Origin of the sequence: Planococcus circulans (assembly GCF_020023385.1) — a bacterium.
Lineage (GTDB): Bacteria > Bacillota > Bacilli > Bacillales_A > Planococcaceae > Planococcus.
Map to the genome: position 1 here is coordinate 129,653 of NZ_JAIQCL010000009.1, position 23,523 is coordinate 153,175.

Sequence of the window (23,523 nt, forward strand, 5' to 3'; positions counted from 1 at the left end):
TGCTTTTGAGTTGACCAATTCAGGCTTGGACGGTCAGTGGACTTTCACTTGGAAAAGTGAAGAGATACTGGCCGTTAAAGCGGGATACAAAGAAAAAGGAGGTACTATATGAAAAAAGTAACCAATGTTTTTTGGATAGCTCTTGCACTTGTATTATTGGCCATTGGCTATGGCGCATTTGCACCCGATAATTTTGCAGAAGTTACAGGGAATATAGAATCGTTCCTGACCACTTCGTTCGGGTGGTATTATTTATTGGTTGTTTCCGTCATGGTTCTATTCTGTTTGTTTTTCCTTGTCAGTCCGATGGGACAAATCAAATTAGGCAAAGATACCGATAAACCCGAGTTCTCGTTCGGGACATGGATTGCCATGCTGTTTTCAGCAGGAATGGGAATCGGCCTCGTGTTCTGGGGAGCTGCAGAGCCGCTGTCGCATTTTGCGATCGACCCTGCAACCGCTGAACCTGGAAGTGCTGAAGCGATGCGCGAATCCATGCGTTTCAGCTTTTTCCACTGGGGGATTCACGCGTGGGCTATCTACGCTGTAGTGGCCTTGGCGCTTGCTTATGCCCAGTTCCGAAAAGGGGAACCCGGATTGATTTCCGCGACCTTAAAACCTTTGTTCGGAGACAAGATGAAAGGCCCATGGGGCATGCTGGTAGATGTTATCGCTGTTTTCGCAACAGTAGTCGGTGTCGCCACCACACTTGGTTTTGGCGCTATTCAGATTAATGGAGGCCTCGCCTTCCTGTTTGATGGAATACCTGGAGACAGCTTTGGTGTTCAATTGGTCATCATCGCCATAGTCACCGTACTGTTCATGTTTTCTGCATGGACTGGATTGAGTAAAGGCATCAAGTATCTTTCCAACACCAATATGGTCCTCGCTGTCGCATTGCTGTTGGCAGTCATTATTCTTGGCCCGACGCTGCTGATCATGAATATGTTTACCGATACAATCGGTACATACTTCCAGAACCTGGTTGAGATGAGTTTCCGCGCAGGTCCTGTAGACGGTGAAAACCGGGCATGGATCGATGGCTGGACGATTTTCTATTGGGCTTGGTGGATTTCCTGGTCACCATTTGTCGGTATTTTCATTGCACGTGTATCCAGAGGACGTACGATCCGCCAATTCTTATTAGGCGTCCTGATGATTCCGACTTTCATCAGCTTCCTTTGGTTCGCAGCTTTTGGTACGACCGCAATCGATGTGCAAAATAGCGGAGTGGATCTGACGGGCTTGTTGACAGAGGAAACGTTGTTCGCAGTGTTCAATGAGTTGCCGCTCGGCGTCATGCTGTCGGTCATAGCGATTTTCCTGATTACAACGTTCTTCGTCACTTCTGCCGATTCTGCGACATTTGTTCTTGGAATGCAGACAACGGGTGGTTCGTTGTATCCGCAGAACACAGTGAAACTGACTTGGGGGATTGCCCAATCGTCAATCGCTGTAATCTTATTATCCACTGGGGGGCTTGGCACATTGCAGACAGTGCTGATCATTGCGGCATTCCCGTTCTCGATCATCATGCTGTTGATGATGGCATCCTTCTATAAAGCACTCAATCTCGAATACAAAGCTATAAAACGCAAACGTTAAAACCGCCGCTTCGGCGGTTTTTTCCGTGGATAAGCGTTATAATGGAAGTCAGGCAACAAGAAGATGGAGGATTTTTAACTATGGAGAAACCGCATGTATTATTAGTGGATGGAATGGCGCTGCTGTTCCGCTCTTTTTTCGCAACATCAGCCGTCGGTCAATATTTCCGGACAACTGAGGGGTTGGCTACAAATGGTGTACAGGGATTTGCCAGACATGTACTGGCAGCTAAAACCTTGATGAAGCCGACGCACATGGCCGTATGCTGGGATATGGGAGCACGGACATTCCGGACAGATCTGTTTGACGGATATAAGGCGAACCGGCCGGCACCGCCAGAAGACATGGTGCACCAGTTCGATTTGGCTCAATCGATCTCCGAGCAGCTTGGCTGGAAAAACTACGGCGAACCGGGGATTGAAGCGGATGACTTTATCGGCTCGTTCACCAAGCAATGGCAGGACCAAGTGGACTTCACCATCATTACCGGTGATAAGGACATGCTGCAATTGCTGACGCCTTCGGTCAATATTGCCTTCATGAAAAAAGGTTTCCACGTTTACGATGTCTATACCGAAATGCGTTTCATTGAAGAATACGGCATACAGCCTAACCAGTTTGCAGATGTCAAAGCGTTTATGGGCGACCCGAGCGACGGGTACCCAGGGGTCAAAGGCATCGGTCCGAAGACTGCGCTCCAGTTGATCAAAGACTACGGTTCAACGGACGGGGTACTCGATGCCATCGACGAATTGAAACCGGCTCAGAAAAAGAAAATCGACGAGCATAAGGAAATGCTCCTGTTATCAAAAAAACTGGCTGTCATCAAATGTGACATCCAGTTGGATATGCCGTTGGAGGAACTGACTGTTCCTGCTTACACCAACGACCATATTCAGTTATGCCGCGACCAGCAATTGCTGCTGCTTGCCAAACAGCTCGAGAAGAATGTCGGCGTTACTGCCGATCCTTGGGCATAATCTTTACAAAGCTCAGTACTTTACGATTTTCCAGATAAGAAACCGTCCGCATTTTGCTGGGGCGGTTTTTTTGTCCGTTGTCGTGAATATAGAGGATCAGGTCATCCGCTTCCTGTTTAAAGCCGATCAACGGCACCCAGTGGTAACTGTAAAGCGGTTTTGAAAACCAATGGAAGGTGAAGTATCGGTCGAACTTCATGGCGAGCGGCCTGCCTGCCAGTAATTCTTCTTTTACTTCTTCGATGCTGCGCACTTTCTTCACTTCGTAGCTTTGGCCGCCGACTTTGTGGAAATTTCTCAGCAGCTTCCAAGTGAACAGTCCGATGGGAGTTGAGCCAAGCAGTCGGTAAAGCTGATTGACGCCAAGCTCCAATCCTTCGTGATGCCGAAGGATAGCGGCAGCCGTAACAGGACCACAGGCAGAAGAACGATATTTTTCAAAGATGGCTTCGTCATGTTGGGACATGCCCTGAAAATCGATTAGTTGCTTCACGGCAAACACCTCCATGTCTTTTTGTTCACCCAGTTTATTCTACTACTTGAATGCTATTTTGTAGTTTCTGTAAGCAACTGTGCCAAGGCAACTCTGAAAGTCGTGTACACTTCCAGCTCTACTTGGATGCCGGCGTGAACAATCTCGCGCACAAACAACGGATTAAAGCCTGCATAAATGGCGCGCAGACCCATTAGTCCGAGAGCGGAGTTTAACTGGCTCAATTCACTGCCGAGCCCGTCATAGTCGAATTCAGCAAAATCATCCGTTGTGACGCCAGTGAAATCAAAAATGACCCGTTCTGTTTCTCGATGTTTTTCCGCATATTTTAAGACTTTGGTCCGGATCATATCAAAGCGGTCTGTAAAAATAAAACCCGCGATCGGCACTAAAATCGTTTTAGGGACAATCGATGGAATGATGGGTGCCGACATGTTCTTAATCAGCTTTTCATAATAGACCAGCTGTTCTTTCAATTCTTTAATTTCCTGTTGTGAATCCATTCCAATACCTCCGCAGTAGTTATAAGATGCTTCAATCAATTAGTAAATGTAAAATAGTGTGGGATCAGCCTCTTTGTTCACTGCGAATTGCGTTTGGCATCAGCAGCTGAAAACTGGATACGTTCTGTATAACAGCGAAAAAAAGAGTAGGCGTAAGCCTACTTCTTTTGATCATTCAAAAATTCTGTAACTGATTCAGGGGATTTGGCGTTGGCACTGTGGAGATGCGCCGTCTTTTCGCCGTCTTTAAAGATCAATAGGCTTGGAATGCCCATGACATCGTATTTTTCAGCAAGATCGGGAAGCTCATCGCGGTTGACATCAAACCATTGGTACTGGTTGAATTCCTCGATGATCGGATCGATGAACATATCCATGCGTGTGCAGTCCGGACACCAGCCTGCCTGGAATTTCACGATTACCGGGTCATTGCCTTTTATAACTTCGTTAAATTGTTCGTTCGTAGTAAGTGATTTCATTGCATTGCCTCCTTATAGGTTCTCTCTCAGTTTACCTTGCTTTTATTAAATCGCAAAGAATTTGTTCTTGAAAATTTTTGGGAGTTTTTAACGATTAAATATTGCGAAAAAAGAAAATATAACTTACACTAAGAGACATAGAGAACGTTCTATTTTTTTAATTAAAAAATGAATGAGTATTCATTCAAAAATTCAAGGAGGGTTTTGCTAGTGGCTTACCAAATTAGAAAAGCGGCTGTACTCGGTTCAGGTGTAATGGGTTCGGGAATTGCAGCGCACCTTGCAAATATAGGAATCCCTGTATTATTGCTTGATATTGTTCCGCGTGAATTATCGAAGGAAGAACAGGCAAAAGGGCTGACTCTTGGAGACAAGGCGGTGCGCAATCGAATTGCAACCGGATCTATCCAGAAACTGCTCAAACAGAAACCTGCTCCATTGACTGCTAAAAAGAACCTTCAATTGATCACGCCGGGAAATCTGGAAGACGATCTGGAAAAATTAAAAGATGTCGACTGGGTCATTGAAGTCATCGTCGAAAACCTTGACGTTAAAAAATCCTTATACGAAAAGATCGATGGCGTCAGAAAAGACGGCACCATCATTTCTTCAAATACATCCGGCATCAGCATCAATGCGATGGTGGAAGGGCGCTCAGAAGATTTCGGCAAGCATTTCCTGGGGACTCACTTTTTCAACCCACCACGCTACCTGAAATTGCTGGAAGTGATTCCTGCAAAAACAACGGCTCCGGAAGTAGTGGAGTTCGTGTCGACATTCGGGGAAGACAATTTAGGAAAAGGCGTCGTCATCGCTAAAGATACGCCGAACTTCATCGCAAACCGGATCGGTACTTACGGCTTGCTGGTAACGTTGCGCGAAATGATGGCGCGCGGCTATTCGATCGGAGAAGTGGACTCTGTTACCGGACCATTGATCGGCCGTCCGAAATCGGCGACATTCCGGACTTTGGATGTGGTTGGACTAGATACCTTCATGCATGTTGCCAAAAATGTCTATGACCAGACTACCGGCGAAGAACAGAAGGTCTTTGAAGCACCTGAGTTCATGGCCAAGATGGTTGAGAACGGCTGGCTTGGAGCTAAATCGGGGCAAGGATTCTTCCTGAAAAAAGACAAAGAGATATTGGAACTTGATCCAGAAACTTTGGAATACCGCACAGCGGGTAAATTGAAAACGCCTTCACAGGAAATGGCGAAGCAACAAAAAGGCCTAGCAGCTAAGATGAAAACGCTTGTCTATGCAGAAGACCGTACCGGTGAACTGCTTTGGAGCATCTTGGCTCCGACATTGCGGTATTCGGCTGAACTGAACGGGGAAATCGCAGACGACATCGTTGCCATCGACAATGCTATGAAGTGGGGCTTTGGCTGGGAACAAGGACCGTTTGAAGTCTGGGATGCCATCGGTGTCCAAAAATCAGTTGAGAAAATGAAGCAGGAAGGGCATTCGATTCCGGCATTTGTGCAGTCTTTGCTGGACAGTGGAAACGAAACCTTCTATAAAGAAGAAAACGGCGATCTTCATTTCTTCGACGGCACGAATTATCAGCCGGTTCCAGTCAATGAAAAAGTCATCGACTTGAAACGCTATAAGAAAAAGCATGGCGTCATTAAATCGAATTCGGGTGCAAGCCTGATCGACTTGGGCGATGGCATTGCTTTGCTTGAATTCCATTCACGTTCGAATGCCATCGGTTTGGATATCATGCAGATGATCAATTATGCAGTCGACGAAGTGGAGAAGAACTTCAAAGGGCTTGTCATCGGCAACCAGGGCAAGAACTTCTGTGTCGGCGCTAACCTCGGCATGATCCTGATGGAAGCACAAGACGACAATATTTTCGAACTTGATTTCACGATCAAGACTTTCCAAAATGCCATGATGAAAATCAAATACAGCAATAAACCAGTAGTAGCAGCTCCATTCGGCATGTCGCTTGGCGGCGGTGCGGAAGTGGCGTTGCCCGCAGCACATATCCAGGCTTCGATGGAAACCTATATGGGCTTAGTGGAAGCAGGCGTAGGGCTTATCCCTGGCGGTGGCGGAAACAAAGAGCTGTATATGAAGCAATTGAAAGGTCTGCCAAATGGTGTGACAGTGGATTACCAGAATATCGCCAGCAAAGTATTCGAATCGATTGCGATGGCAAAAGTATCGACATCGGCAGAAGAAGCCCGTGAAAATAACTTCCTGAATTTCGTGGACGGCATCAGCGTCAACAGTGACCATCTGATCTACGATGCAAAACAGGCGGCTCTTTCGCTTTACGAAACCGGTTATCAGGCACCTCTACGTGAAAAAGTACCCGTTACCGGTGAGCCTGGCTACGCAACCTTGTTATTGGGTGCGGAAGGCATGTTCATTTCCGGCTATATCACTGAATATGATTTAAAAATCGCTAAAAAATTGGCGTTTGTCCTATCAGGCGGGAAAGTTCCATATGGCACGAAAGTGGATGAGCAGTACCTGCTTGACCTTGAACGCCAGGCATTCTTAAGCCTCGTGGCAGAACCGAAAACCCAGCAGCGCATGCAGCATATGCTGGTCAAAGGAAAACCATTACGTAATTAATCGTTAATCATAAAAGGAGGAACTACACATGCGTGAAGCAGTAATCGTGGCCAGTGCTCGGACACCGGTCGGAAAAGCGGGAAAAGGTTCTTTAGCGACTGTACGTCCGGATGATTTCGGCGCATTGGTCGTTAGGGAAGCGCTACAGCGGGCTGGCGGATATGACGGACCGATAGATGATTTGATCATGGGCTGCGCCATGCCGGAAGCAGAGCAGGGTATGAATATCGCCCGCAATATCGGAGCACTTGCAGGATTGCCGGATACGGTATCAGCCGTTACCGTCAACCGCTTCTGTTCATCAGGCCTTCAGTCGATCGCCTATGCAGCAGAACGCATTATGGTCGGATCAGCAGAAGCGATCATCGCCGGTGGTGTGGAATCGATGAGCATGGTGCCGATGATGGGCAACGTCATCCGCCCAAATGCGAAATTGGCCGAAACAGCCCCTCAGTATTATATGAGCATGGGGCATACCGCGGAACAGGTAGCTACGCAATACGGCATCAGCCGTGAAGACCAGGATGCATTTTCTGTCCGTTCACACGAAAAAGCAGCAGCAGCAATTGCAGCCGGAAACTTTGATGAAGAGATTATTCCGGTTGAAGTGATTAAACGATATGTAGACGACAACAATAAATACCAGGAGAAATCTTCCATGTTCGAAATGGATGAAGGCGTTCGTCACGGAACCAGCATCCAAACCTTGAACAAATTGCGTTCCGCATTCTCAGCACGCGGAACCGTTACCGCCGGAAACTCATCACAAACTTCTGACGGCGCCGGCGCATTGCTGGTCATGGACCGTGAAAAAGCGGAATCCCTCGGGCTGAAGCCGATCGCTAAGTTCCGTTCATTCGCAACAGGCGGTGTACCACCGGAAATCATGGGCATCGGACCTGTCGTCGCTATTCCAAAAGCCTTGAAATTAGCCGGATTGACGATTGAGGATATCGACGTATGGGAACTGAATGAAGCATTCGCTTCGCAGTCGCTTGGCGTTATCCGCGAGCTTGGCCTGGACATCGACAAAGTCAACTTCAACGGTGGAGCTATTGCACTTGGCCACCCGCTAGGTGCGACAGGTTCCATCCTGACAATCCGCATGATGAGTGAACTAAAACGCCAAGGCAAACAGTTCGGCGTCGTCACAATGTGTATCGGTGGAGGAATGGGCGCAGCAGGCGTCTTTGAAATGCTGTAGAAATAGATTTTAGGAATTAAAGAGTAGAGTAGGTCTGAAGAAATCGCTTCAGGCGGAACTGGTTTGCGGAATATCCACAACACCTTAAGCTCATAATAAAACATGAACTCAACATATAATAAGCAATTACAAAATAGGAGGAATACAAAATGGAACAATCAAAAACATTGATCAAAGGCGGTAGTTTCTTAATTGAAGAGGCGGATCTGTCACGTGTGTTCACACCGGAAGATTTCACGGAAGAGCAAAAAATGATCGCGAAGACGACGGAGGATTACGTTAACACTGAAGTGATGCCTGTTGTCGAAAACTTGGAAAACCATGAATTCGAACATTCCGTCCGTCTATTGAAAACGGCTGGAGAGCTTGGGCTTCTTGGTGCTGATGTACCAGAACAATACGGCGGCCTTGGATTGGACAAAATCGCTTCAGCGCTGATCGCTGAAAAAATGTCGAAAGCAGGCGGTTTCTCAATCACTCATGGCGCACATGTCGGAATCGGTTCATTGCCGATCGTTCTTTTCGGTAACGAAGAGCAAAAACAAAGCTATCTGCCACGATTGGCTTCTGGCGAAATGATTGCAGCTTATGCTTTGACTGAGCCAAGCTCAGGATCGGATGCATTAGGAGCGAAGACAGTTGCCAAGCTGAACGAAGCAGGCACTCATTATGTGTTGAACGGTGAAAAGCAATGGATCACCAATGCTGGGTTTGCGGATGTCTTCGTAGTCTATGCGAAAATCGACGGAGACAAATTCTCTGCCTTTATCGTAGAACGTGAATTCCCAGGCGTTTCTGTTGGACCGGAAGAAAAGAAAATGGGCATCAAATCTTCTTCTACACGGACATTGATCCTGCAGGATGCTGAAGTTCCTGTCGAAAACTTATTGGGCGAAGCTGGGCGTGGACATATCATCGCGTTCAACATCCTGAACATCGGGCGCTACAAATTGGGAGTGGGTACAATCGGAGCTTCCAAGCGCGCAATGGAATTGACGATCCCTTATACGAACCAGCGCCAACAGTTCAAGACACCGATCTCTTCATTTAACTTGACGCGTGAGAAATTGGCCACGATGGCTTCTAAATTATATGCAGTTGAAAGCTCTGTTTACCGTACTGTTGGATTGTTCGAAGACCGCATGAGCGGATTTACGGATGAGCAGCATGCAGACGGTAAATTAGTGGCTGACTCCATCGCTGAATTTGCAGTGGAATGTTCACTCAATAAATTCTTCGGTACGGAAACATTGGATTATATTGTGGATGAAGGCGTACAATTGCATGGCGGCTACGGCTTTATGCAGGAATACGAAATCGAGCGCATCTACCGCGATTCACGCATCAACCGTATTTTTGAAGGAACCAACGAAATCAACCGCTTGCTTGTTCCAGGAACGCTTTTGCGTAAAGCGATGAAAGGCGAATTGCCATTATTGCAGCATGCACAGCAGCTTCAGGAAGAGCTATTGATGATGATGCCGGAAGAAGTCGGCACCGAAGCGTTGGCTCAAGAGAAATACCTGGTGAAAAATGCGAAGAAAATCGCATTGCTGGCAGCTGGGCTTGCCGCTCAGACTTACGGCACGAAACTGGAAGCCGAGCAGGAAGTGCTTGTTAACATCGCAGACATTGTCAGCAACGTCTTTGCAATGGAATCAGTAGTCTTGCGTACAGAAAAGGCGATTGCTGCATCAGGCGAGGAAAAAGCCAAGCAAAAACTGCTATATACGCAAATCTACTGCCAGGAAGCATTCGATCAAATCGAAAAAGATGCGAAAGAAACATTGATTGCTGCCATCGAAGGCGACAACCAGCGAATGATGCTTTCTGCGTTGCGCAAACTGACTCGTTCAACGCCTTACAACGTGATTGCGAAAAAACGCGAAGCGGCTGTCAAGCTGATCGATGTCGAAAAATACATCGTTTAATGAGTAGTGGAAAACAGGCATCCCCAGCTGTATCGGGTTTGCCTGTTTTTTTAGTCGTCGACCGAAAGCTTTCTTTTTGGTAAGCTTAGAAAAAAGGGAGGTACTAACGTGATTACTTATTATGCATACCCGAAATGCACAACTTGCCGGAAAGCAAAAAGTTGGCTGAACCAAAATGGTGTGGAATACAACGAAATACATATTGCAGAAAACCCGCCGACAAAAGAACAGTTGACGGAGATTTATGAGGCAAGCGATTTGGAATTGAAGAAGTTCTTCAATACGAGCGGCTTGGTTTACCGTTCGCTTGGACTTAAAGAAAAGCTGTCGGACATGTCCGAAGAACAGCAATTGGAGCTTCTGGCTTCAGATGGCATGCTGATCAAACGGCCGTTGGCGTGGGACGGGAAAACTGTGACACTTGGGTTTAAGGAAGCAGATTACCAAAATAGCTGGCTGTAGTAGATTTGTGTCATCTTGTATTTCACAGCCGTTTATGTCAAACTGAATTTGAATGAACTACATAATTTGGAGGGGTCAAGATGAGCACACCAGAAGAACTTCGTTATTCAAAAGAACATGAATGGGTCAAAATCGAAGATGGCAATGCGCGTATCGGAATTACTCATTTCGCACAGGCTGAATTGGGGGATATCGTTTTCGTTGAACTTCCACAAGTCGGGGATGAACTGAAAAAAGATCAGCCTTTCGGCAGCGTGGAATCCGTTAAGACGGTTTCGGAATTGTATGCACCAATCAGCGGGAAAGTTGTCGAAGTTAACTCTGAGCTTGAAGACAGCCCGGAATTCGTCAACGAGTCACCTTACGAGCAGGCTTGGATGGTGGTTATCGAAGCTCCTTCAGAAGATGAAGTCAGCGCATTGATGACAGCAGACCAATACAAAGAAATGATCAACGAGTAATCCTGGAAAGCGCCTGTATTTTGGCGCTTTTTTTTATGGGCAGCAATTCAAAAATGCTTAACCCTTAATGGATCCAAATCAGAAGGTCTGTCGATGTATAAATGAAACCAAGGGTTTTTAGGCAGCCTTTTTGTGGAATACCAAATTATAAAGGTATCTTATGTACAATAGATAGCCTCTTGTCTTTTATGATTCTAAACTCGATGGGGTGAGTGTATATGGGAAAGGTGATCGTGGTGGAAGGGATCAGCGATAAATCGAGGATTGCACCGCTCATTGCAGAACCCGTGACGATTCTTTGCACAAATGGTACAGTTAGTGTATCGAGACTTGAAGAATTATTGCTGCCATACGAAGGTCAGGACATCATCATATTAGTGGATGCAGACTCTTCAGGAGAAAAATTGCGGAAGCTGGTCAAACGCGAGTTTCCCGAAGCCCGGCATTTCTATGTCAACAGGAGCTACAAGGAAGTCGCGAAAACCCCGCTTCGCATCCTGAAGGATGTGCTCATTTCAGCGAATGTCCAGGTCAATAAGCTATTGATAGAGGGATGAAGAAGATGAAGGAATGGACTCATAAAGAATGGATCAAAGAAAAGAATACAAAACGGATCACTGCATTTTATTTATACACGCCGATGTGCGGAACCTGCCAAGTGGCATCTAAAATGCTGTCTGTCGTCACAGAGCTGTTGCCGGATCTGCAGTTAGGCAAAGCGAACTTGAATTACGTTCAGGAAATTGCGGGTTTATATGAAGTGGAAAGCGTGCCATGCCTGCTGATTACAGAAGATGGCCAATTGAAAGAAAAAATATATGCTTTCCAATCAGTTCCTTATTTATATGACAAGTTAAAATCTGTTGACGAATATAGCCGGTCGTGGTAAATTGGATTTCTGATCAAATAATTTCATATCGAAACTCTTATTAAGAGTGGTGGAGGGAAGTGCCCTATGAAGCCCGGCAACCGTCATGAAAATGAAATGGTGCCAAATCACACGAAGCGAAAGCTTTGGAAGATGAGAGATTGGTTTTCGTGTAATATACGTTTGCCCTTCTGCTCAGTTATGCGCGGAAGGGCTTTTATTTTTAGGATTCAGGGGTGTACAACGAATGATTGAGTTAACAAAAGTGACAAAAAAGTTCGACACAGGAAAAGCGGTCCTTACGGCTGTGGACCAAGTCGATTTATCTATTGCTGATGGAGAAATATTCGGCATCATCGGATACAGTGGCGCCGGTAAAAGTACATTGATTCGTTTGTTGAATGGCTTGGAAAAACCGACATCAGGTACGGTGGAAATCAATGGCAAGGTGATTACCTCCATCAAAGGCGGGGAATTGCGGAAGGCCCGACAAAAAGTCAGCATGATTTTCCAGCATTTTAATCTGCTGTGGTCCCGGACCGTGAAAGAAAATATTGAATTTCCGCTTGAAATTGCTGGAGTGTCGAAACAACAGCGCGGAAAGCGGGTTCAGGAACTGATTGAGCTAGTCGGCTTGGCCGGGCGTGAACATGCCTATCCATCCGAACTTTCAGGTGGCCAGAAACAGCGTGTCGGCATTGCCCGTGCGCTGGCAAACGATCCAGAGGTCCTATTATGTGATGAAGCGACGTCAGCACTTGATCCGGAAACAACAGATGCCATCCTGGATTTGCTGGTGGACATCAATAAACGATTGGGATTGACGATTGTTCTAATTACGCACGAAATGCATGTCATCCGTAAGATTTGCCATCGTGTGGCGGTCATGGAAGGCGGTCGGGTTGTTGAACTTGGCGATGTCCTCAATGTCTTCCAATCACCAAAAGAGGAAATTACGAAGCGTTTTGTTGCACAGGTGACCGATTCCGGAGATTCTGAGGAAACCATCAAAAATCTGCGGGAGCTATATCCTACAGGTGAACTGGTGAAATTGGTTTTTGTCGGTGAGCAGACTGAACAACCGATTCTGACGAAACTGATCCGCAGCCATGCAGTGGAAGTCAATATTGTCCAGGGCAATATCTCGCATACCCAGCGCGGAGCATATGGAACATTGATTTTGCAGTTGAAAGGTTCTAAAGCAGAAATTGAAGAAGCACTGGCATTTCTTCGCACGGAAGATGTTCAGGCGGAGGTGATGCACAATGATTGATTCTTTATTTCCGAATGTAGATTGGGACAGCATGTGGGAAGCAACACTTGAAACGCTCTATATGACAGCATTATCGACTGTGTTTACGTTTGTAATCGGTTTAGCTCTGGGAATTATCTTGTTTTTAACGGCGCCGAAACAGTTATGGGCCAACAAAGTGGTCAATTGGCTAACAGGAGCGTTCGTCAATATATTCCGTTCGATTCCTTTTATCATCCTAATCATCCTGTTAATTCCTTTCACTTTATTCCTAATGGGCTCGATTCGGGGACCGAATGCGGCTTTGCCCGCATTGATTATCGGCTCGGCTCCGTTTTACGCTCGTATGGTACTTATTGCATTGAAGGAAATTGACAAAGGGGTCATCGAAGCGGCCCGTTCTATGGGTGCGACGACGGGCACCATCATCTGGAAAGTCCTGTTGCCGGAATCGAAGCCGGCCTTGATTTCGGGTATTACGGTAACAGCCATTGCACTCGTCGGCTATACGGCTATGGCGGGCATTATTGGCGCTGGCGGTCTTGGGACATTAGCTTTCCTGGATGGCTTCCAGCGCAGCCGTGAAGACGTTACGTTGATGGCGACGATCTTAATCCTGATCATCGTCTTCGTAATCCAATATATCGGCGATCTCGCCACTACAAAAGCAGACAAACGGTAACAGCGGATTTTTCCGTCCTATAAATAAAACACATTATAAGGGAGAGATTGAACATGAAGAAATTTGTAGTAGGAACAGCATTGACGGCTTTGGTACTTGCAGGATGCGGCAATGGCGGAGCAAGTGAAGAAGAATCCCAAACATTGCGCGTAGGGGCTTCCAACGTGCCGCACGCTGAAATTTTAGAACAGGCTCAACCGATTCTTGAAGAACAGGGAATTGAACTGGAAATTGAAACCTACCAGGATTATATCCTGCCGAATGAAGATTTGGAATCTGGCGAAATTGATGCCAACTACTTCCAACACGTTCCATATCTTGCATCACAAGTTGCGGATCATGGCTATGAGTTTGAAAACGCTGGCGGTATCCACATCGAACCAATCGGTGTCTATTCGCAGGATTATGCTTCTCTTGATGAACTTCCAGAAGGCGGAACCATCCTGATGAGCAACTCGGTAGCAGACCATGGCCGCATTCTTTCTTTGCTTGAAGCTGAAGGCCTGATCACATTGGCAGAAGGCGTCGATAAGACGGCTGCTGAAGTGAGTGATGTTGTTGAAAACCCGAAAAATCTTCAATTTGATGCTGATTACGAAGCAGCTTTGCTGGTTCAGATGTATGAAGCTGGAGAAGGCGATGCAGTATTGATCAACTCGAACTACGCAATTGATGCAGGCATCAGCCCGTTGGAAGATTCAATTGCACTTGAATCATCAGAGTCGCCGTATGTAAACATTATTGCCGTACGCGCGGGTGACGAAGAAAACGAAAACATTACTGCGTTGGTGGAAGTATTGAAATCTCAGGAAATCCAGGATTTCATCCTGGAAGAGTGGGGCGGTTCAGTAGTACCCGTAGACTGAGTAGAAAAAGCATCCTTTTGGATGCTTTTTTATTTTTTTGTCTAAATAATAGAAATATTTCGCGTTTTCGTGAACACCTTACATTCAGAGAAGGTCTGTGCTACTTTTGAATAATAAAAAGAAGCATTTGTTCACATGAGGAGGACATATTGATGAAGTTCAATTTTGGTTTATTGCCGCGCATTGTGGTAGCGATTATTTTGGGGGTGCTTATTGGCTTGGTGGCACCAGAAGCTTTAGTGCGTGTATTTGCAACATTTACGACGATTTTCGGTAACTTCTTGAACTTTGTTGTGCCGTTGATTATTCTGGGATTCATTGCGCCGGGGATTGCAAAATTAGGCAAAGGCTCGGGCAAACTGCTGGGTATGGCTACAGGTGTTGCCTATGCTTCCACGGTTACGGCTGGGGTTTTCGCGTTTTTCGTAGCAACAACCGTATTGCCCAATTTTATGCAATCTGGATCTTTGAGCAGTTTGGAAGACCCGGAACACGCTTTGGCAACAACGTTTATTGCCCTTGATATGCCACCTGTTTTTGGCGTCATGTCTGCACTGATTTTGGCTTTTCTTCTGGGGATCGGCATGGCCTCTACAGGAAGCAAGACCATGTTGTCGTTTTTCGATGAGTTTCAAGCGATCATTGAGAAGACAATTTCTTACATCATTATTCCTTTATTGCCGTTTCATATCTTCGGTATTTTTGCCAATATGGCATATGGCGGTGCAGTATTTGAAATCCTATCGCTGTTCGGCATCGTTTTTGTGATGATCATCATCCTTCATTGGGCTATGCTGCTGCTTCAATATTCAGCGGCAGGAGCTTTAAAAGGAAAAAACCCATTGGTGATCCTGAAAACAATGATGCCGGCTTATTTTACAGCCTTGGGAACTCAGTCTTCTGCGGCGACAATTCCTGTCACGTTGCGGCAGGCACGCAAATCCGGTGCTAACGAGCGGGTCGCAGACTTTACGGTTCCATTATTTGCGACGATTCATTTGTCAGGCAGTACGATTACGCTGGTTTCCTGTGCGATCGGTGTAGTATTGCTGACAGGCGGAGTGCCCACTTTCGCAAGTTTCTTCCCGTTCATCTTAATGTTGGGTGTCACCATGGTTGCAGCTCCGGGAGTTCCGGGTGGCGCTGTCATGGCGGCAATTGGTCTGCTTGAAATTATGCTCGGTTTCGATCCGACAATGGTCGCTCTTATGATCGCACTTTACATGGCTCAGGACAGTTTCGGTACGGCTGCGAATGTAACCGGTGACGGTGCATTGGCACATATTGTCGACCGTTTTACAAATGGACGGAAGAGTTTTGAATAATTAAGCGATTTTGTAAATTACAACTTTTCCCAAGTATCTATTCTATTGGTAATTTCTGTGCTATTATAGCGAAGATATTACACAATAGGGGGAAACATCATGAAAAAGTTATGGGCAATTGGGTTATCGGCAACTGTTTTATTGGCGGCGTGCGGAGCGGAGGAATCAGCTGAGCCAGCGGAAGCAACAACTGGTGCAGAGGGTTCTGAAGACAACAAAGAAGTAAAAAGAGAATTGATGAAATTCTATATGTCCATTCCAAATGCCATCAATGCCGTAGATGGGGATCTAAATACATTTGAGATGAATCAGGCAGAAGGCACGTTGCCGGAAGGTGAAGAATTGCAAGCGATGAAAGACGCAGCAATCACTTCTGCAAATGAAGCGGCAGGAGCAGTAGATGCACTGGAGATTCCGGAGGTATTGGAAGATCATAAAGAACAAATCGAAACAGCATTTGCTTCTATTCGTGAATCTTATGAGATAAAAGCCGAGGAATTGACAAAAGATGCGTCATTTGAAGCTGCTGATGTGAAGTTCAGCGAAGCGGATGCACAATTGAACGAGTTACTGGAAGAGCAGGATTTGGCTGCATCCAGCATCTATAACGAAGTTTCACAATGATAAATGACCCCTCTGACTGAACGTTGTCAGAGGGGTCATTTATTGTGCGGATATACGACAATAGTTCTATTTTCAGACTAGTTAGATTATTTTTATGTTTATCTGCCATTCAATGGGGTATAATAAAAAAGTAATCTTAAAAATTACAAGATTGAAAGGAATGGTTCAGTATCGAATCGAATGGAATTGAAAAGACGGAGAAAATGGAACAAGCATTCAGAAACGCACATGGTTTCGGAATTGACGAGTATCAAAATGACCCGGATAAAATACTTGAAGTAGAACAGCGCCGTGAACAAGATTATCAGCTAGGCCAAAAAGTAGCCAGCCAAATCGAACGGCAGGTTCATCGAGACTAATCATAAATATAAAAACGGAACCAGCATCCTCGGATGCTGGTTTTTCAATGATATGAATTCTCAATTAGCAATCTTTTATTGAAAATATGAATCCATGACAGTTATCATATCAAGCTTTTACAAAATAGTAAGGAATCCAGTATTCTAAAATGGTTTGAGCCAGCTTTTGAAGCGGTTTAATGATTTGCCAGTATGGTGAATATGCGTTAAGATTAGAATGATACTAATTAAGAATGGTTTGCCATTCAACATTAACTTTATGGAGGTATTTACATGTCAACTTTGGTCATTAAAGATTTACACGTTAAAATCGAAGACAAAGAGATTTTAAAAGGTGTAGACTTAACAATTAATACAGGTGAAATCCACGCAATCATGGGGCCTAACGGTACTGGTAAATCAACACTGGCATCAGCTATCATGGGTCATCCAAAATACGAAATCACGCAAGGATCCATCACATTGGACGGCGAAGACGTCTTGGAGATGGAAGTTGATGAACGCGCACGCGCAGGTCTTTTCCTTGGCATGCAGTATCCAAGCGAAATTTCAGGAGTGACCAATGCTGACTTTATGCGTTCTGCAATGAACGCACGACGTGAAGAAGGCGATGAAATTTCATTGATGAAATTCATCCGTGAATTGGACAGCAAAATGGAAGTGCTTGATATGGAACAGGATATGGCACAGCGTTATTTAAACGAAGGCTTCTCAGGCGGGGAAAAGAAACGCAACGAGATTCTTCAATTGATGATGATCAAACCAAAAATCGCAATTTTGGACGAAATTGACTCCGGATTGGATATTGATGCTTTGAAAGTCGTTTCAGATGGCATCAACCAAATGAGAAGTGAAAACTTCGGTTGCCTGATCATCACTCACTACCAGCGTCTACTGAACTACATCACGCCTGACCATGTTCATGTAATGATGCAAGGACGCGTTGTTAAATCTGGCGGGGAAGAACTTTCCCATAAATTGGAGTCAGAAGGCTATGATTGGATCAAAGTTGAACTTGGCATTGAAGACGAGACTGTAGGACAAGCATAATTGAAGGGAGAGACTAGCATGACGGTTGAAACAAATTTAAAAATGACCGAGCAGGACGTGCGCTCCTTTTCAGAAATGAATGGTGAACCTTCATGGTTTACTGAGCTTCGTCTTCGTTCGTTTGGTGAAGCGCAAAGCTTGCCGCTGCCAAAACCAGATAAAACCAAAATCCTTAGCTGGAACTTCACTGATTTTCCAGTTCATACGGTAGAAAGTTCGGCTTTCGATTCTATGGAAGATTTGACGGAAGATGTTAAAGCCATCGTGGACCTAGAGCAAAAGAATCTCTATATCCAACACAATAACACGCCTGCATTTTCACGGATTTCTGATGAGCTTGCAGCTCAAGGCGTTATTTTGACGGACATTTTTACAGCTCTACGTGAACACGGTGATTTGGTGAAGAAATACTTCATGACTAACGGCGTAAAAACCGATGAGCATAAATTGACAGCATTGAATGCTGCATTGATGAACGGCGGAGCTTTCTTATACGTTCCGAAAAATGTTGTTGTGGAAGAGCCTGTACAAGTGGTCTTTTATCACGATGACGCTGAAGCATCTTTGTTCAACCACGTGATTGTGGTTGCTGATACCAGCAGTAAAGTGACATATGTGGAGAACTATTACTCTACTGTGCCGCATGCTAATGGATTGGCAAATATCGTTTCAGAAGTATTTGCTGAAGATAATGCGCAAATTACGTACGGTGCAGTGGATACACTGGCAGAAGGTTTTATCACCTATGTCAACCGCCGTGGTGTAGCAGCACGTGATGCACGCATCGAGTGGGCACTTGGAATGATGAATGACAGTGACACGATTTCCGAAAACACGACAAACCTGATCGGCGATAATTCTTATGGCGATACGAAGAGCGTAGTGGTTGGACGCGGAAAACAAAAGCAGAACTTCACGACTCAAGTTGTCCATTGGGGCAAAGATTCCGAAGGCTTCATTTTGAAACACGGTGTTATGAAAGATTCTTCTTCAGCCATCTTCAACGGCATTGGCAAAATCGAACACGGTGCAACAAGATCGAACGCAGTGCAGGAATCACGTGTGTTGATGTTAAGTGAAAAAGCTCGTGGAGACGCAAACCCGATTCTTTTGATCGATGAAGACGATGTTACGGCTGGGCATGCCGCTTCAGTCGGACGTGTAGATCCGCTTCAATTGTATTACTTGATGAGCCGCGGTATCACAAAACAAGAAGCTGAACGTCTTGTTATTCACGGTTTCTTGGCACCGGTTGTTCGCGTACTGCCAATCGAAGGCGTTAAAAAGCAATTGACGGAGGTTATCGAAAGGAAAGTCCGCTGATGATCAACAAAGAGATAAAAAGCTATTTTCCGATACTCAACCAAGAAATAAATGGTAACCCACTGATTTATCTGGACAGTGCGGCAACTTCCCAAAAGCCGGTTCAAGTCATTGAGGCATTAAAGGAATATTATGAACACGATAATGCCAATGTGCACCGAGGCGTCCATACGCTCGGCAACCGTGCCACTGAAAAGTATGAAGGTGCACGTGAAAAGGTCCGTAAATTCATCAACGCCAATTCATTGGAAGAAATCATTTTCCTGCGGGGGACGACAACGGCCATAAACCTTATTGCGCAAAGCTACGGCAGAGCCAATGTAGAAGAAGGCGATGAAATCGTCATCACCTATATGGAGCATCATTCCAATATCATTCCATGGCAGCAATTGGCGAAAGAACGTGGAGCCATTTTAAAATATGTTGAACTTGAAAAAGACGGTACGATTTCTTTGGAACAAGTTCGGGCGGCCGTGACGGAACGGACAAAAATTGTTTCAATGGTTTATGTCTCGAACGTACTCGGCACAATGAACCCAGTCAAGGAAGTTGCACAGATCGCCCATGAAAATGGAGCGGTCATGGTGGTTGACGGAGCTCAGGCTGCACCTCATCTGAAAATAGATGTCCAGCAGCTTGATTGTGACTTCTTTGCATTCTCTGGACACAAAATGTGTGGTCCTACTGGAATCGGCGTTCTGTACGGTAAAAAGGAATTATTGAACAATATGGAGCCGGTTGAATTCGGCGGGGAAATGATCGACTTCGTCGGTTTGTATGATTCGACTTGGAAAGAGTTGCCGTGGAAATTTGAAGGCGGGACACCGATTATTGCAGGTGCGGTCGGATTAGGCGCAGCGATTGATTTTCTTAACGAAATCGGCTTAAATGAAATTGAAAAGCATGAACATCAAATGGCTGCTTACGCAATGGAAAAAATGAGCACGATTGAAGGATTGGATATTTACGGTCCGGCGGATCCGCAGCTGCGGGCTGGCATCGTGACATTCAACTTGAATGACGTCCATCCGCATGATGTGGCAACTGTCCTGGATATGAGCGGCATTGCGGTTCGTGCAGGCCATCATTGCGCACAGCCTTTGATGAAATGGCTGGAAGTTTCAGCTACAGCACGCGCAAGCTTCTACTTATACAACAGCGAATCTGATGTAGACCGCTTAGTGGAAGGTCTGCGTTCGGCAAAGGAGTATTTCAACGATGTCTTCTAATAATTTAGACCAATTATACCGACGGGTTATTATGGACCATTATAAAACACCCCGAAATAAAGGGACAATTGAAGAGAACAGCGTCAATATCGAGATGAACAATCCGACCTGCGGAGATCGCATCCTGTTGACTTTACAGGTCGAAGACGGCATCGTCAAAGATGCGAAGTTTGACGGTGAAGGATGTTCGATTTCAATGGCTTCTGCTTCCATGATGACGCAGGCTGTCAAAGGACAGGAAATTGATACGGCATTAAAACTTTCCGGCATCTTTTCTGATATGATGCTTGGTAAAGAGTACGATGATTCGATTGATCTCGGTGATATTGAAGCATTGCAAGGCGTCTCTCAGTTTCCGGCCCGTATCAAATGCGCTACTTTAGCATGGAAAGCCATGGAAAAAGGCGTTCAAAACGAAGAAAAATCGTAACAGAGAACGGAGGAACGACGATGGCGAAAAAAATGCCAGAAATCGGTGATTATAAATATGGGTTCCACGACAAGGATGTCTCAGTTTTCAGATCTAAACGAGGACTGACAGAAGAAATTGTACGAGAAATTTCGAAAATTAAAGAAGAGCCGGAATGGATGTTGAATTCCCGTCTGAAAGCATTGAAATTATTCTATTCAATGCCGATGCCACAATGGGGCGGCGATTTAGGTTCATTGGACTTTGATGAAATTACGTATTACGTAAAACCATCAGAAGCTAGCCAGACTTCATGGGATGAAGTCCCTGAAGAAATCAAACGTACATTTGACAAATTAGGGATTCCAGAAGCAGAGCAGAAGTATTTGGCTGGTGTTTCAGCTCAATACGAATCTGAAGTTGTCTACCACAACATGAAAGTGGAGTTGGAAGACATGGGGATCGTCTTTAAAGATACCGGTTCTGCTCTTCGTGAAAACGAAGATCTTTTCAAAGAATATTGGCAGTCGGTCATTCCGGCAGCTGACAATAAATTTGCTGCATTGAACACGGCGGTTTGGTCTGGTGGATCTTTCATCTACGTACCAAAAGGCATCAAAGTGGAATCACCACTTCAAGCTTACTTCCGTATCAACTCAGAAAACATGGGTCAATTTGAGCGTACGCTGATCATCGTTGATGAAGGCGCAAGCGTCCATTATGTAGAAGGTTGTACAGCTCCTGTCTACACGACGAATTCACTTCACTCCGCTGTTGTTGAAATCATTGTGAAGAAAGATGCTTATTGCCGTTATACAACGATCCAAAACTGGGCAAACAACGTCTATAATCTGGTGACGAAGCGTGCATTTGTTGACGCAAACGGAACAATGGAATGGATCGATGGCAACATTGGATCTAAATTGACGATGAAATACCCAGCTGTTTACTTGAAAGGCGAAGGCGCACGCGGCATGACTTTGTCGATCGCAATCGCTGGTAAAGGACAGCATCAGGATGCTGGAGCGAAAATGATTCACTTGGCTCCGAATACATCTTCTTCAATTGTTTCGAAATCCATTTCGAAACAAGGCGGGAAAGTTTCATACCGCGGAATCGTGCACTTTGGCCGCAAAGCCGATGGTGCCCGTTCAAACATCGAGTGTGATACATTGATTATGGATAATCAGTCTACTTCTGATACAATTCCATACAATGAAATCCTGAACGATAACGTTTCTTTGGAACACGAAGCGAAAGTTTCAAAAGTGTCTGAAGAGCAATTGTTCTACTTGATGAGCCGTGGTGTTTCGGAACAGGAAGCAACAGAAATGATCGTAATGGGCTTCATCGAGCCATTTACGAAAGAACTTCCTATGGAATATGCGGTGGAAATGAACCGTTTGATCAAGTTCGAAATGGAAGGCTCTATCGGTTAATAGATTACTACCAAACCCTTGGCGTGACATTGTTCATGCCAAGGGTTATTTTTATGGATTTTTATCTAGAGCATGAGACTTCATCCACTATCTGCAAAAGGGGCTAGTTAACCGGGTACAGGTTTAGAGTCCTCACAAAGGGTATAGTAATCAAGAAAATCAATTTAAAGGAGGAATGCTATACATGAGTCAAACATTCGATGCATTAAAACAAAAGCTTAGTAACGCGGACCTGGGTCAAGCAAAAGAAGTCATGGAGCAAGCCAAACAAGCTTACGATGATGGAAAGATCGATGAAAATGAAAGAAATGAACTGCTGGAATCTGCTAAATCCGTTATAGGCGGCGGCAAAGGGCTCGGCGGATTATTTTAAAACACTAAACAAAAAAGTTCAGTCTGCTTGTCCAAATAATCTTTAGCGTACAGGAGGTACGCTAAAGATTATTTTTTTTGGTTAAATATGGAGAGCTCATGAAAAGCTGCGATATGCGATAGACAGTGTTCTACGCTTAACCTTTAGTTAAAAACAATCAAATGTGATTTTTTATGCAGCTGAAATATACAAGCGTCCAGTAGGAGCAGCATATGCTGATTTTTTATGTTTTACTATTTTTTAGTGCCTCCCGTTTGCTGAGAGGCATCAATGCATGTTTTGTAACAAAGGATCGGACCCATTCGGCGTCGGTTTTCGCATATTCACGCAAAGCCCAGCCGATTGATTTTTGGATGAAGAATTCTGGAGATGCAGCATGCTGCAGAATAATCATGCTCAGGACTGTTGTGTCGGTCTGTTGTTTATATTTCAATTGATGAAGAATGGCTGCGCGGTTTGTCCACATGTTCGGGGCTAAAGACCACTCGATCATGGCTTTTATGCCGGCAGTCCGCTCTGTCTGGATAACGTAGCCAAGTGTTCGTGGAGCAATGGAATCGACACTGTCCCACCAGGACTTTGTTTCAATCAACTGGCGAAGAAAAGGCAGCACTTCAAGGTTTAACTCTTTTTTCATTTTTTCGAGCAATGCAATGGCCGCATACTGGTATTCGCGTTCCGGCAACCCGTAAATCTTCCACACTTCTTCTGCAATACATTCCGGTTCCGGAAGTTCATACTCCGAAAAAAACTCTTTCAGCAATGCTTTCCGCAAAGGCGTTTTAATACCAAGAAAGTCAAATTGATTTCTCATATAGGCGGCCATCGGAATAGCCAATTCTTCGTTTCGATGAGCTTCAAATTTCTGGATGAGTGCTTTGTGATCCCATGTTTTCTTCATTGTCGTTTCATCTCCTCTTCTTTTTAAAAAGTGCAGTACAGCCTAAAGTACACTATGAAGGAGCAATTGTCTTTTTTTCTAACCAAAGCGGTTTAGTATACATGCTTTAT

25 protein-coding genes and 1 riboswitch are annotated in these 23,523 nt (G+C 45.1%); of the genes, 21 read left to right on the forward strand and 4 right to left on the reverse strand.

Annotation, left to right across the window (positions count from 1 at the left end; genetic code table 11):
• Positions 1-108: 108 nt before the first annotated feature.
• Both K8U60_RS14925 and K8U60_RS14930 read left to right on the forward strand, forming a co-directional pair.
• The gene (locus K8U60_RS14925; protein ID WP_223641838.1) at positions 109-1,605 is read left to right on the forward strand and encodes a glycine betaine uptake BCCT transporter; all 1,497 of its coding nucleotides are present in this window, start codon (positions 109-111) and stop codon (positions 1,603-1,605) included.
• Between the two features lie 80 nt (positions 1,606-1,685).
• Complete coding sequence (locus tag K8U60_RS14930; RefSeq protein WP_223641840.1) at positions 1,686-2,585, forward strand: 5'-3' exonuclease; 900 nt, start codon at positions 1,686-1,688, stop codon at positions 2,583-2,585.
• On the opposite strand, the gene K8U60_RS14935 is transcribed toward K8U60_RS14930, so the two are convergent.
• The 3 genes from K8U60_RS14935 to K8U60_RS14945 form a co-directional block, all read right to left on the reverse strand.
• Positions 2,563-3,078, reverse strand: coding sequence for a C39 family peptidase (locus tag K8U60_RS14935; protein WP_223641842.1), 516 nt, complete (start codon positions 3,076-3,078; stop codon positions 2,563-2,565). The two genes, K8U60_RS14930 and K8U60_RS14935, sit on opposite strands and share 23 nt — an antisense overlap.
• 53 nt (positions 3,079-3,131) lie before the next feature.
• Positions 3,132-3,581 carry an STAS domain-containing protein gene (locus K8U60_RS14940; RefSeq protein WP_223641845.1) on the reverse strand — a complete coding sequence of 150 codons (450 nt, stop codon included), beginning with the start codon at positions 3,579-3,581 and terminating at the stop codon, positions 3,132-3,134.
• 158 nt (positions 3,582-3,739) lie between these two features.
• Positions 3,740-4,060, reverse strand: a complete 321-nt coding sequence (locus K8U60_RS14945) for a thioredoxin family protein (protein WP_223641847.1) — start codon at positions 4,058-4,060, stop codon at positions 3,740-3,742.
• Between the two features lie 210 nt (positions 4,061-4,270).
• On the opposite strand from K8U60_RS14945, the gene K8U60_RS14950 reads away from it, so the two are divergent.
• The 19 genes from K8U60_RS14950 to K8U60_RS15040 all read left to right on the forward strand — a co-directional run bounded on the left by K8U60_RS14950 (position 4,271) and on the right by K8U60_RS15040 (position 22,512).
• Positions 4,271-6,655, forward strand: a complete 2,385-nt coding sequence (locus tag K8U60_RS14950; protein WP_223641849.1) for a 3-hydroxyacyl-CoA dehydrogenase/enoyl-CoA hydratase family protein — start codon at positions 4,271-4,273, stop codon at positions 6,653-6,655.
• A 28-nt stretch (positions 6,656-6,683) separates the two neighbouring features.
• The gene (locus tag K8U60_RS14955; RefSeq protein ID WP_223641851.1) at positions 6,684-7,859 is read left to right on the forward strand and encodes an acetyl-CoA C-acetyltransferase; all 1,176 of its coding nucleotides are present in this window, start codon (positions 6,684-6,686) and stop codon (positions 7,857-7,859) included.
• A 149-nt stretch (positions 7,860-8,008) separates the two neighbouring features.
• Complete coding sequence (locus K8U60_RS14960) at positions 8,009-9,790, forward strand: acyl-CoA dehydrogenase family protein (protein WP_223641853.1); 1,782 nt, start codon at positions 8,009-8,011, stop codon at positions 9,788-9,790.
• 108 nt (positions 9,791-9,898) lie between these two features.
• On the forward strand, positions 9,899-10,252 hold the full coding sequence (locus K8U60_RS14965; protein ID WP_223641855.1) for an arsenate reductase family protein: 354 nt from the start codon (positions 9,899-9,901) through the stop codon (positions 10,250-10,252).
• Positions 10,253-10,332: 80 nt separating this feature from the next.
• Positions 10,333-10,713, forward strand: a complete 381-nt coding sequence (gene gcvH / locus K8U60_RS14970) for a glycine cleavage system protein GcvH (RefSeq protein ID WP_223641857.1) — start codon at positions 10,333-10,335, stop codon at positions 10,711-10,713.
• 218 nt (positions 10,714-10,931) lie between these two features.
• On the forward strand, positions 10,932-11,270 hold the full coding sequence (locus K8U60_RS14975; RefSeq protein ID WP_223641859.1) for a toprim domain-containing protein: 339 nt from the start codon (positions 10,932-10,934) through the stop codon (positions 11,268-11,270).
• A 5-nt stretch (positions 11,271-11,275) separates the two neighbouring features.
• Positions 11,276-11,602: a thioredoxin family protein gene (locus tag K8U60_RS14980; protein WP_223641861.1), complete on the forward strand. Its 327-nt coding sequence runs from the start codon at positions 11,276-11,278 to the stop codon at positions 11,600-11,602.
• Positions 11,603-11,636: 34 nt separating this feature from the next.
• Positions 11,637-11,741, forward strand: a riboswitch (SAM riboswitch).
• 87 nt (positions 11,742-11,828) lie between these two features.
• Positions 11,829-12,854 (forward strand): methionine ABC transporter ATP-binding protein, encoded by a 1,026-nt coding sequence (locus tag K8U60_RS14985; RefSeq protein WP_223641863.1) that lies wholly within the window; start codon positions 11,829-11,831, stop codon positions 12,852-12,854.
• The gene (locus tag K8U60_RS14990) at positions 12,847-13,515 is read left to right on the forward strand and encodes a methionine ABC transporter permease (protein WP_223641864.1); all 669 of its coding nucleotides are present in this window, start codon (positions 12,847-12,849) and stop codon (positions 13,513-13,515) included. Before K8U60_RS14985 ends, K8U60_RS14990 begins: the two co-directional genes overlap by 8 nt.
• Before the next feature lie 53 nt (positions 13,516-13,568).
• Positions 13,569-14,381, forward strand: coding sequence for a MetQ/NlpA family ABC transporter substrate-binding protein (locus tag K8U60_RS14995; protein WP_223641866.1), 813 nt, complete (start codon positions 13,569-13,571; stop codon positions 14,379-14,381).
• 152 nt (positions 14,382-14,533) lie between these two features.
• The gene (locus K8U60_RS15000) at positions 14,534-15,706 is read left to right on the forward strand and encodes a dicarboxylate/amino acid:cation symporter (RefSeq protein ID WP_223641868.1); all 1,173 of its coding nucleotides are present in this window, start codon (positions 14,534-14,536) and stop codon (positions 15,704-15,706) included.
• A gap of 99 nt (positions 15,707-15,805) precedes the next feature.
• Positions 15,806-16,330, forward strand: a complete 525-nt coding sequence (locus tag K8U60_RS15005; protein ID WP_223641870.1) for a hypothetical protein — start codon at positions 15,806-15,808, stop codon at positions 16,328-16,330.
• Between the two features lie 203 nt (positions 16,331-16,533).
• Positions 16,534-16,689 carry a hypothetical protein gene (locus K8U60_RS15010; protein ID WP_215102197.1) on the forward strand — a complete coding sequence of 52 codons (156 nt, stop codon included), beginning with the start codon at positions 16,534-16,536 and terminating at the stop codon, positions 16,687-16,689.
• Positions 16,690-16,956: 267 nt separating this feature from the next.
• Positions 16,957-17,739 (forward strand): Fe-S cluster assembly ATPase SufC, encoded by a 783-nt coding sequence (gene sufC, locus K8U60_RS15015; RefSeq protein WP_317851933.1) that lies wholly within the window; start codon positions 16,957-16,959, stop codon positions 17,737-17,739.
• A gap of 18 nt (positions 17,740-17,757) precedes the next feature.
• Complete coding sequence (gene sufD, locus K8U60_RS15020) at positions 17,758-19,062, forward strand: Fe-S cluster assembly protein SufD (RefSeq protein ID WP_223641874.1); 1,305 nt, start codon at positions 17,758-17,760, stop codon at positions 19,060-19,062.
• A complete protein-coding gene (locus K8U60_RS15025) occupies positions 19,062-20,291 on the forward strand; it encodes a cysteine desulfurase (protein WP_223641876.1) in 1,230 nt (409 codons plus the stop codon). The genes sufD and K8U60_RS15025 overlap by 1 nt, the downstream gene beginning before the upstream one ends.
• Positions 20,281-20,721: a Fe-S cluster assembly sulfur transfer protein SufU gene (gene sufU / locus K8U60_RS15030; RefSeq protein ID WP_223641885.1), complete on the forward strand. Its 441-nt coding sequence runs from the start codon at positions 20,281-20,283 to the stop codon at positions 20,719-20,721. The genes K8U60_RS15025 and sufU overlap by 11 nt, the downstream gene beginning before the upstream one ends.
• Positions 20,722-20,741: 20 nt before the next feature.
• Positions 20,742-22,139, forward strand: a complete 1,398-nt coding sequence (sufB, locus tag K8U60_RS15035) for a Fe-S cluster assembly protein SufB (RefSeq protein WP_223641888.1) — start codon at positions 20,742-20,744, stop codon at positions 22,137-22,139.
• Positions 22,140-22,323: 184 nt separating this feature from the next.
• Positions 22,324-22,512, forward strand: coding sequence for a hypothetical protein (locus tag K8U60_RS15040; RefSeq protein WP_223641890.1), 189 nt, complete (start codon positions 22,324-22,326; stop codon positions 22,510-22,512).
• A gap of 223 nt (positions 22,513-22,735) precedes the next feature.
• Here K8U60_RS15040 and K8U60_RS15045 read toward each other — a convergent pair whose 3' ends face one another.
• Positions 22,736-23,413: a DNA alkylation repair protein gene (locus K8U60_RS15045; protein ID WP_223641892.1), complete on the reverse strand. Its 678-nt coding sequence runs from the start codon at positions 23,411-23,413 to the stop codon at positions 22,736-22,738.
• Positions 23,414-23,523: the final 110 nt, after the last annotated feature.

Bases quoted from the DNA above. Each gene is read 5' to 3' on its own strand.
- K8U60_RS14925 (WP_223641838.1), top strand. From the start codon at position 109: ATGAAAAAAGTAACCAATGTTTTTTGGATAGCTCTTGCACTTGTATTA.
- K8U60_RS14930 (WP_223641840.1), top strand. From the start codon at position 1,686: ATGGAGAAACCGCATGTATTATTAGTGGATGGAATGGCGCTGCTGTTC.
- K8U60_RS14940 (WP_223641845.1), bottom strand. From the start codon at position 3,581: ATGGATTCACAACAGGAAATTAAAGAATTGAAAGAACAGCTGGTCTAT.
- K8U60_RS14945 (WP_223641847.1), bottom strand. From the start codon at position 4,060: ATGAAATCACTTACTACGAACGAACAATTTAACGAAGTTATAAAAGGC.
- K8U60_RS14955 (WP_223641851.1), top strand. From the start codon at position 6,684: ATGCGTGAAGCAGTAATCGTGGCCAGTGCTCGGACACCGGTCGGAAAA.
- K8U60_RS14960 (WP_223641853.1), top strand. From the start codon at position 8,009: ATGGAACAATCAAAAACATTGATCAAAGGCGGTAGTTTCTTAATTGAA.
- gcvH (WP_223641857.1), top strand. From the start codon at position 10,333: ATGAGCACACCAGAAGAACTTCGTTATTCAAAAGAACATGAATGGGTC.
- K8U60_RS14975 (WP_223641859.1), top strand. From the start codon at position 10,932: ATGGGAAAGGTGATCGTGGTGGAAGGGATCAGCGATAAATCGAGGATT.
- K8U60_RS14980 (WP_223641861.1), top strand. From the start codon at position 11,276: ATGAAGGAATGGACTCATAAAGAATGGATCAAAGAAAAGAATACAAAA.
- K8U60_RS14985 (WP_223641863.1), top strand. From the start codon at position 11,829: ATGATTGAGTTAACAAAAGTGACAAAAAAGTTCGACACAGGAAAAGCG.
- K8U60_RS14990 (WP_223641864.1), top strand. From the start codon at position 12,847: ATGATTGATTCTTTATTTCCGAATGTAGATTGGGACAGCATGTGGGAA.
- K8U60_RS14995 (WP_223641866.1), top strand. From the start codon at position 13,569: ATGAAGAAATTTGTAGTAGGAACAGCATTGACGGCTTTGGTACTTGCA.
- K8U60_RS15000 (WP_223641868.1), top strand. From the start codon at position 14,534: ATGAAGTTCAATTTTGGTTTATTGCCGCGCATTGTGGTAGCGATTATT.
- K8U60_RS15005 (WP_223641870.1), top strand. From the start codon at position 15,806: ATGAAAAAGTTATGGGCAATTGGGTTATCGGCAACTGTTTTATTGGCG.
- K8U60_RS15010 (WP_215102197.1), top strand. From the start codon at position 16,534: ATGGAACAAGCATTCAGAAACGCACATGGTTTCGGAATTGACGAGTAT.
- sufD (WP_223641874.1), top strand. From the start codon at position 17,758: ATGACGGTTGAAACAAATTTAAAAATGACCGAGCAGGACGTGCGCTCC.
- K8U60_RS15025 (WP_223641876.1), top strand. From the start codon at position 19,062: ATGATCAACAAAGAGATAAAAAGCTATTTTCCGATACTCAACCAAGAA.
- sufU (WP_223641885.1), top strand. From the start codon at position 20,281: ATGTCTTCTAATAATTTAGACCAATTATACCGACGGGTTATTATGGAC.
- sufB (WP_223641888.1), top strand. From the start codon at position 20,742: ATGGCGAAAAAAATGCCAGAAATCGGTGATTATAAATATGGGTTCCAC.
- K8U60_RS15040 (WP_223641890.1), top strand. From the start codon at position 22,324: ATGAGTCAAACATTCGATGCATTAAAACAAAAGCTTAGTAACGCGGAC.
- K8U60_RS15045 (WP_223641892.1), bottom strand. From the start codon at position 23,413: ATGAAGAAAACATGGGATCACAAAGCACTCATCCAGAAATTTGAAGCT.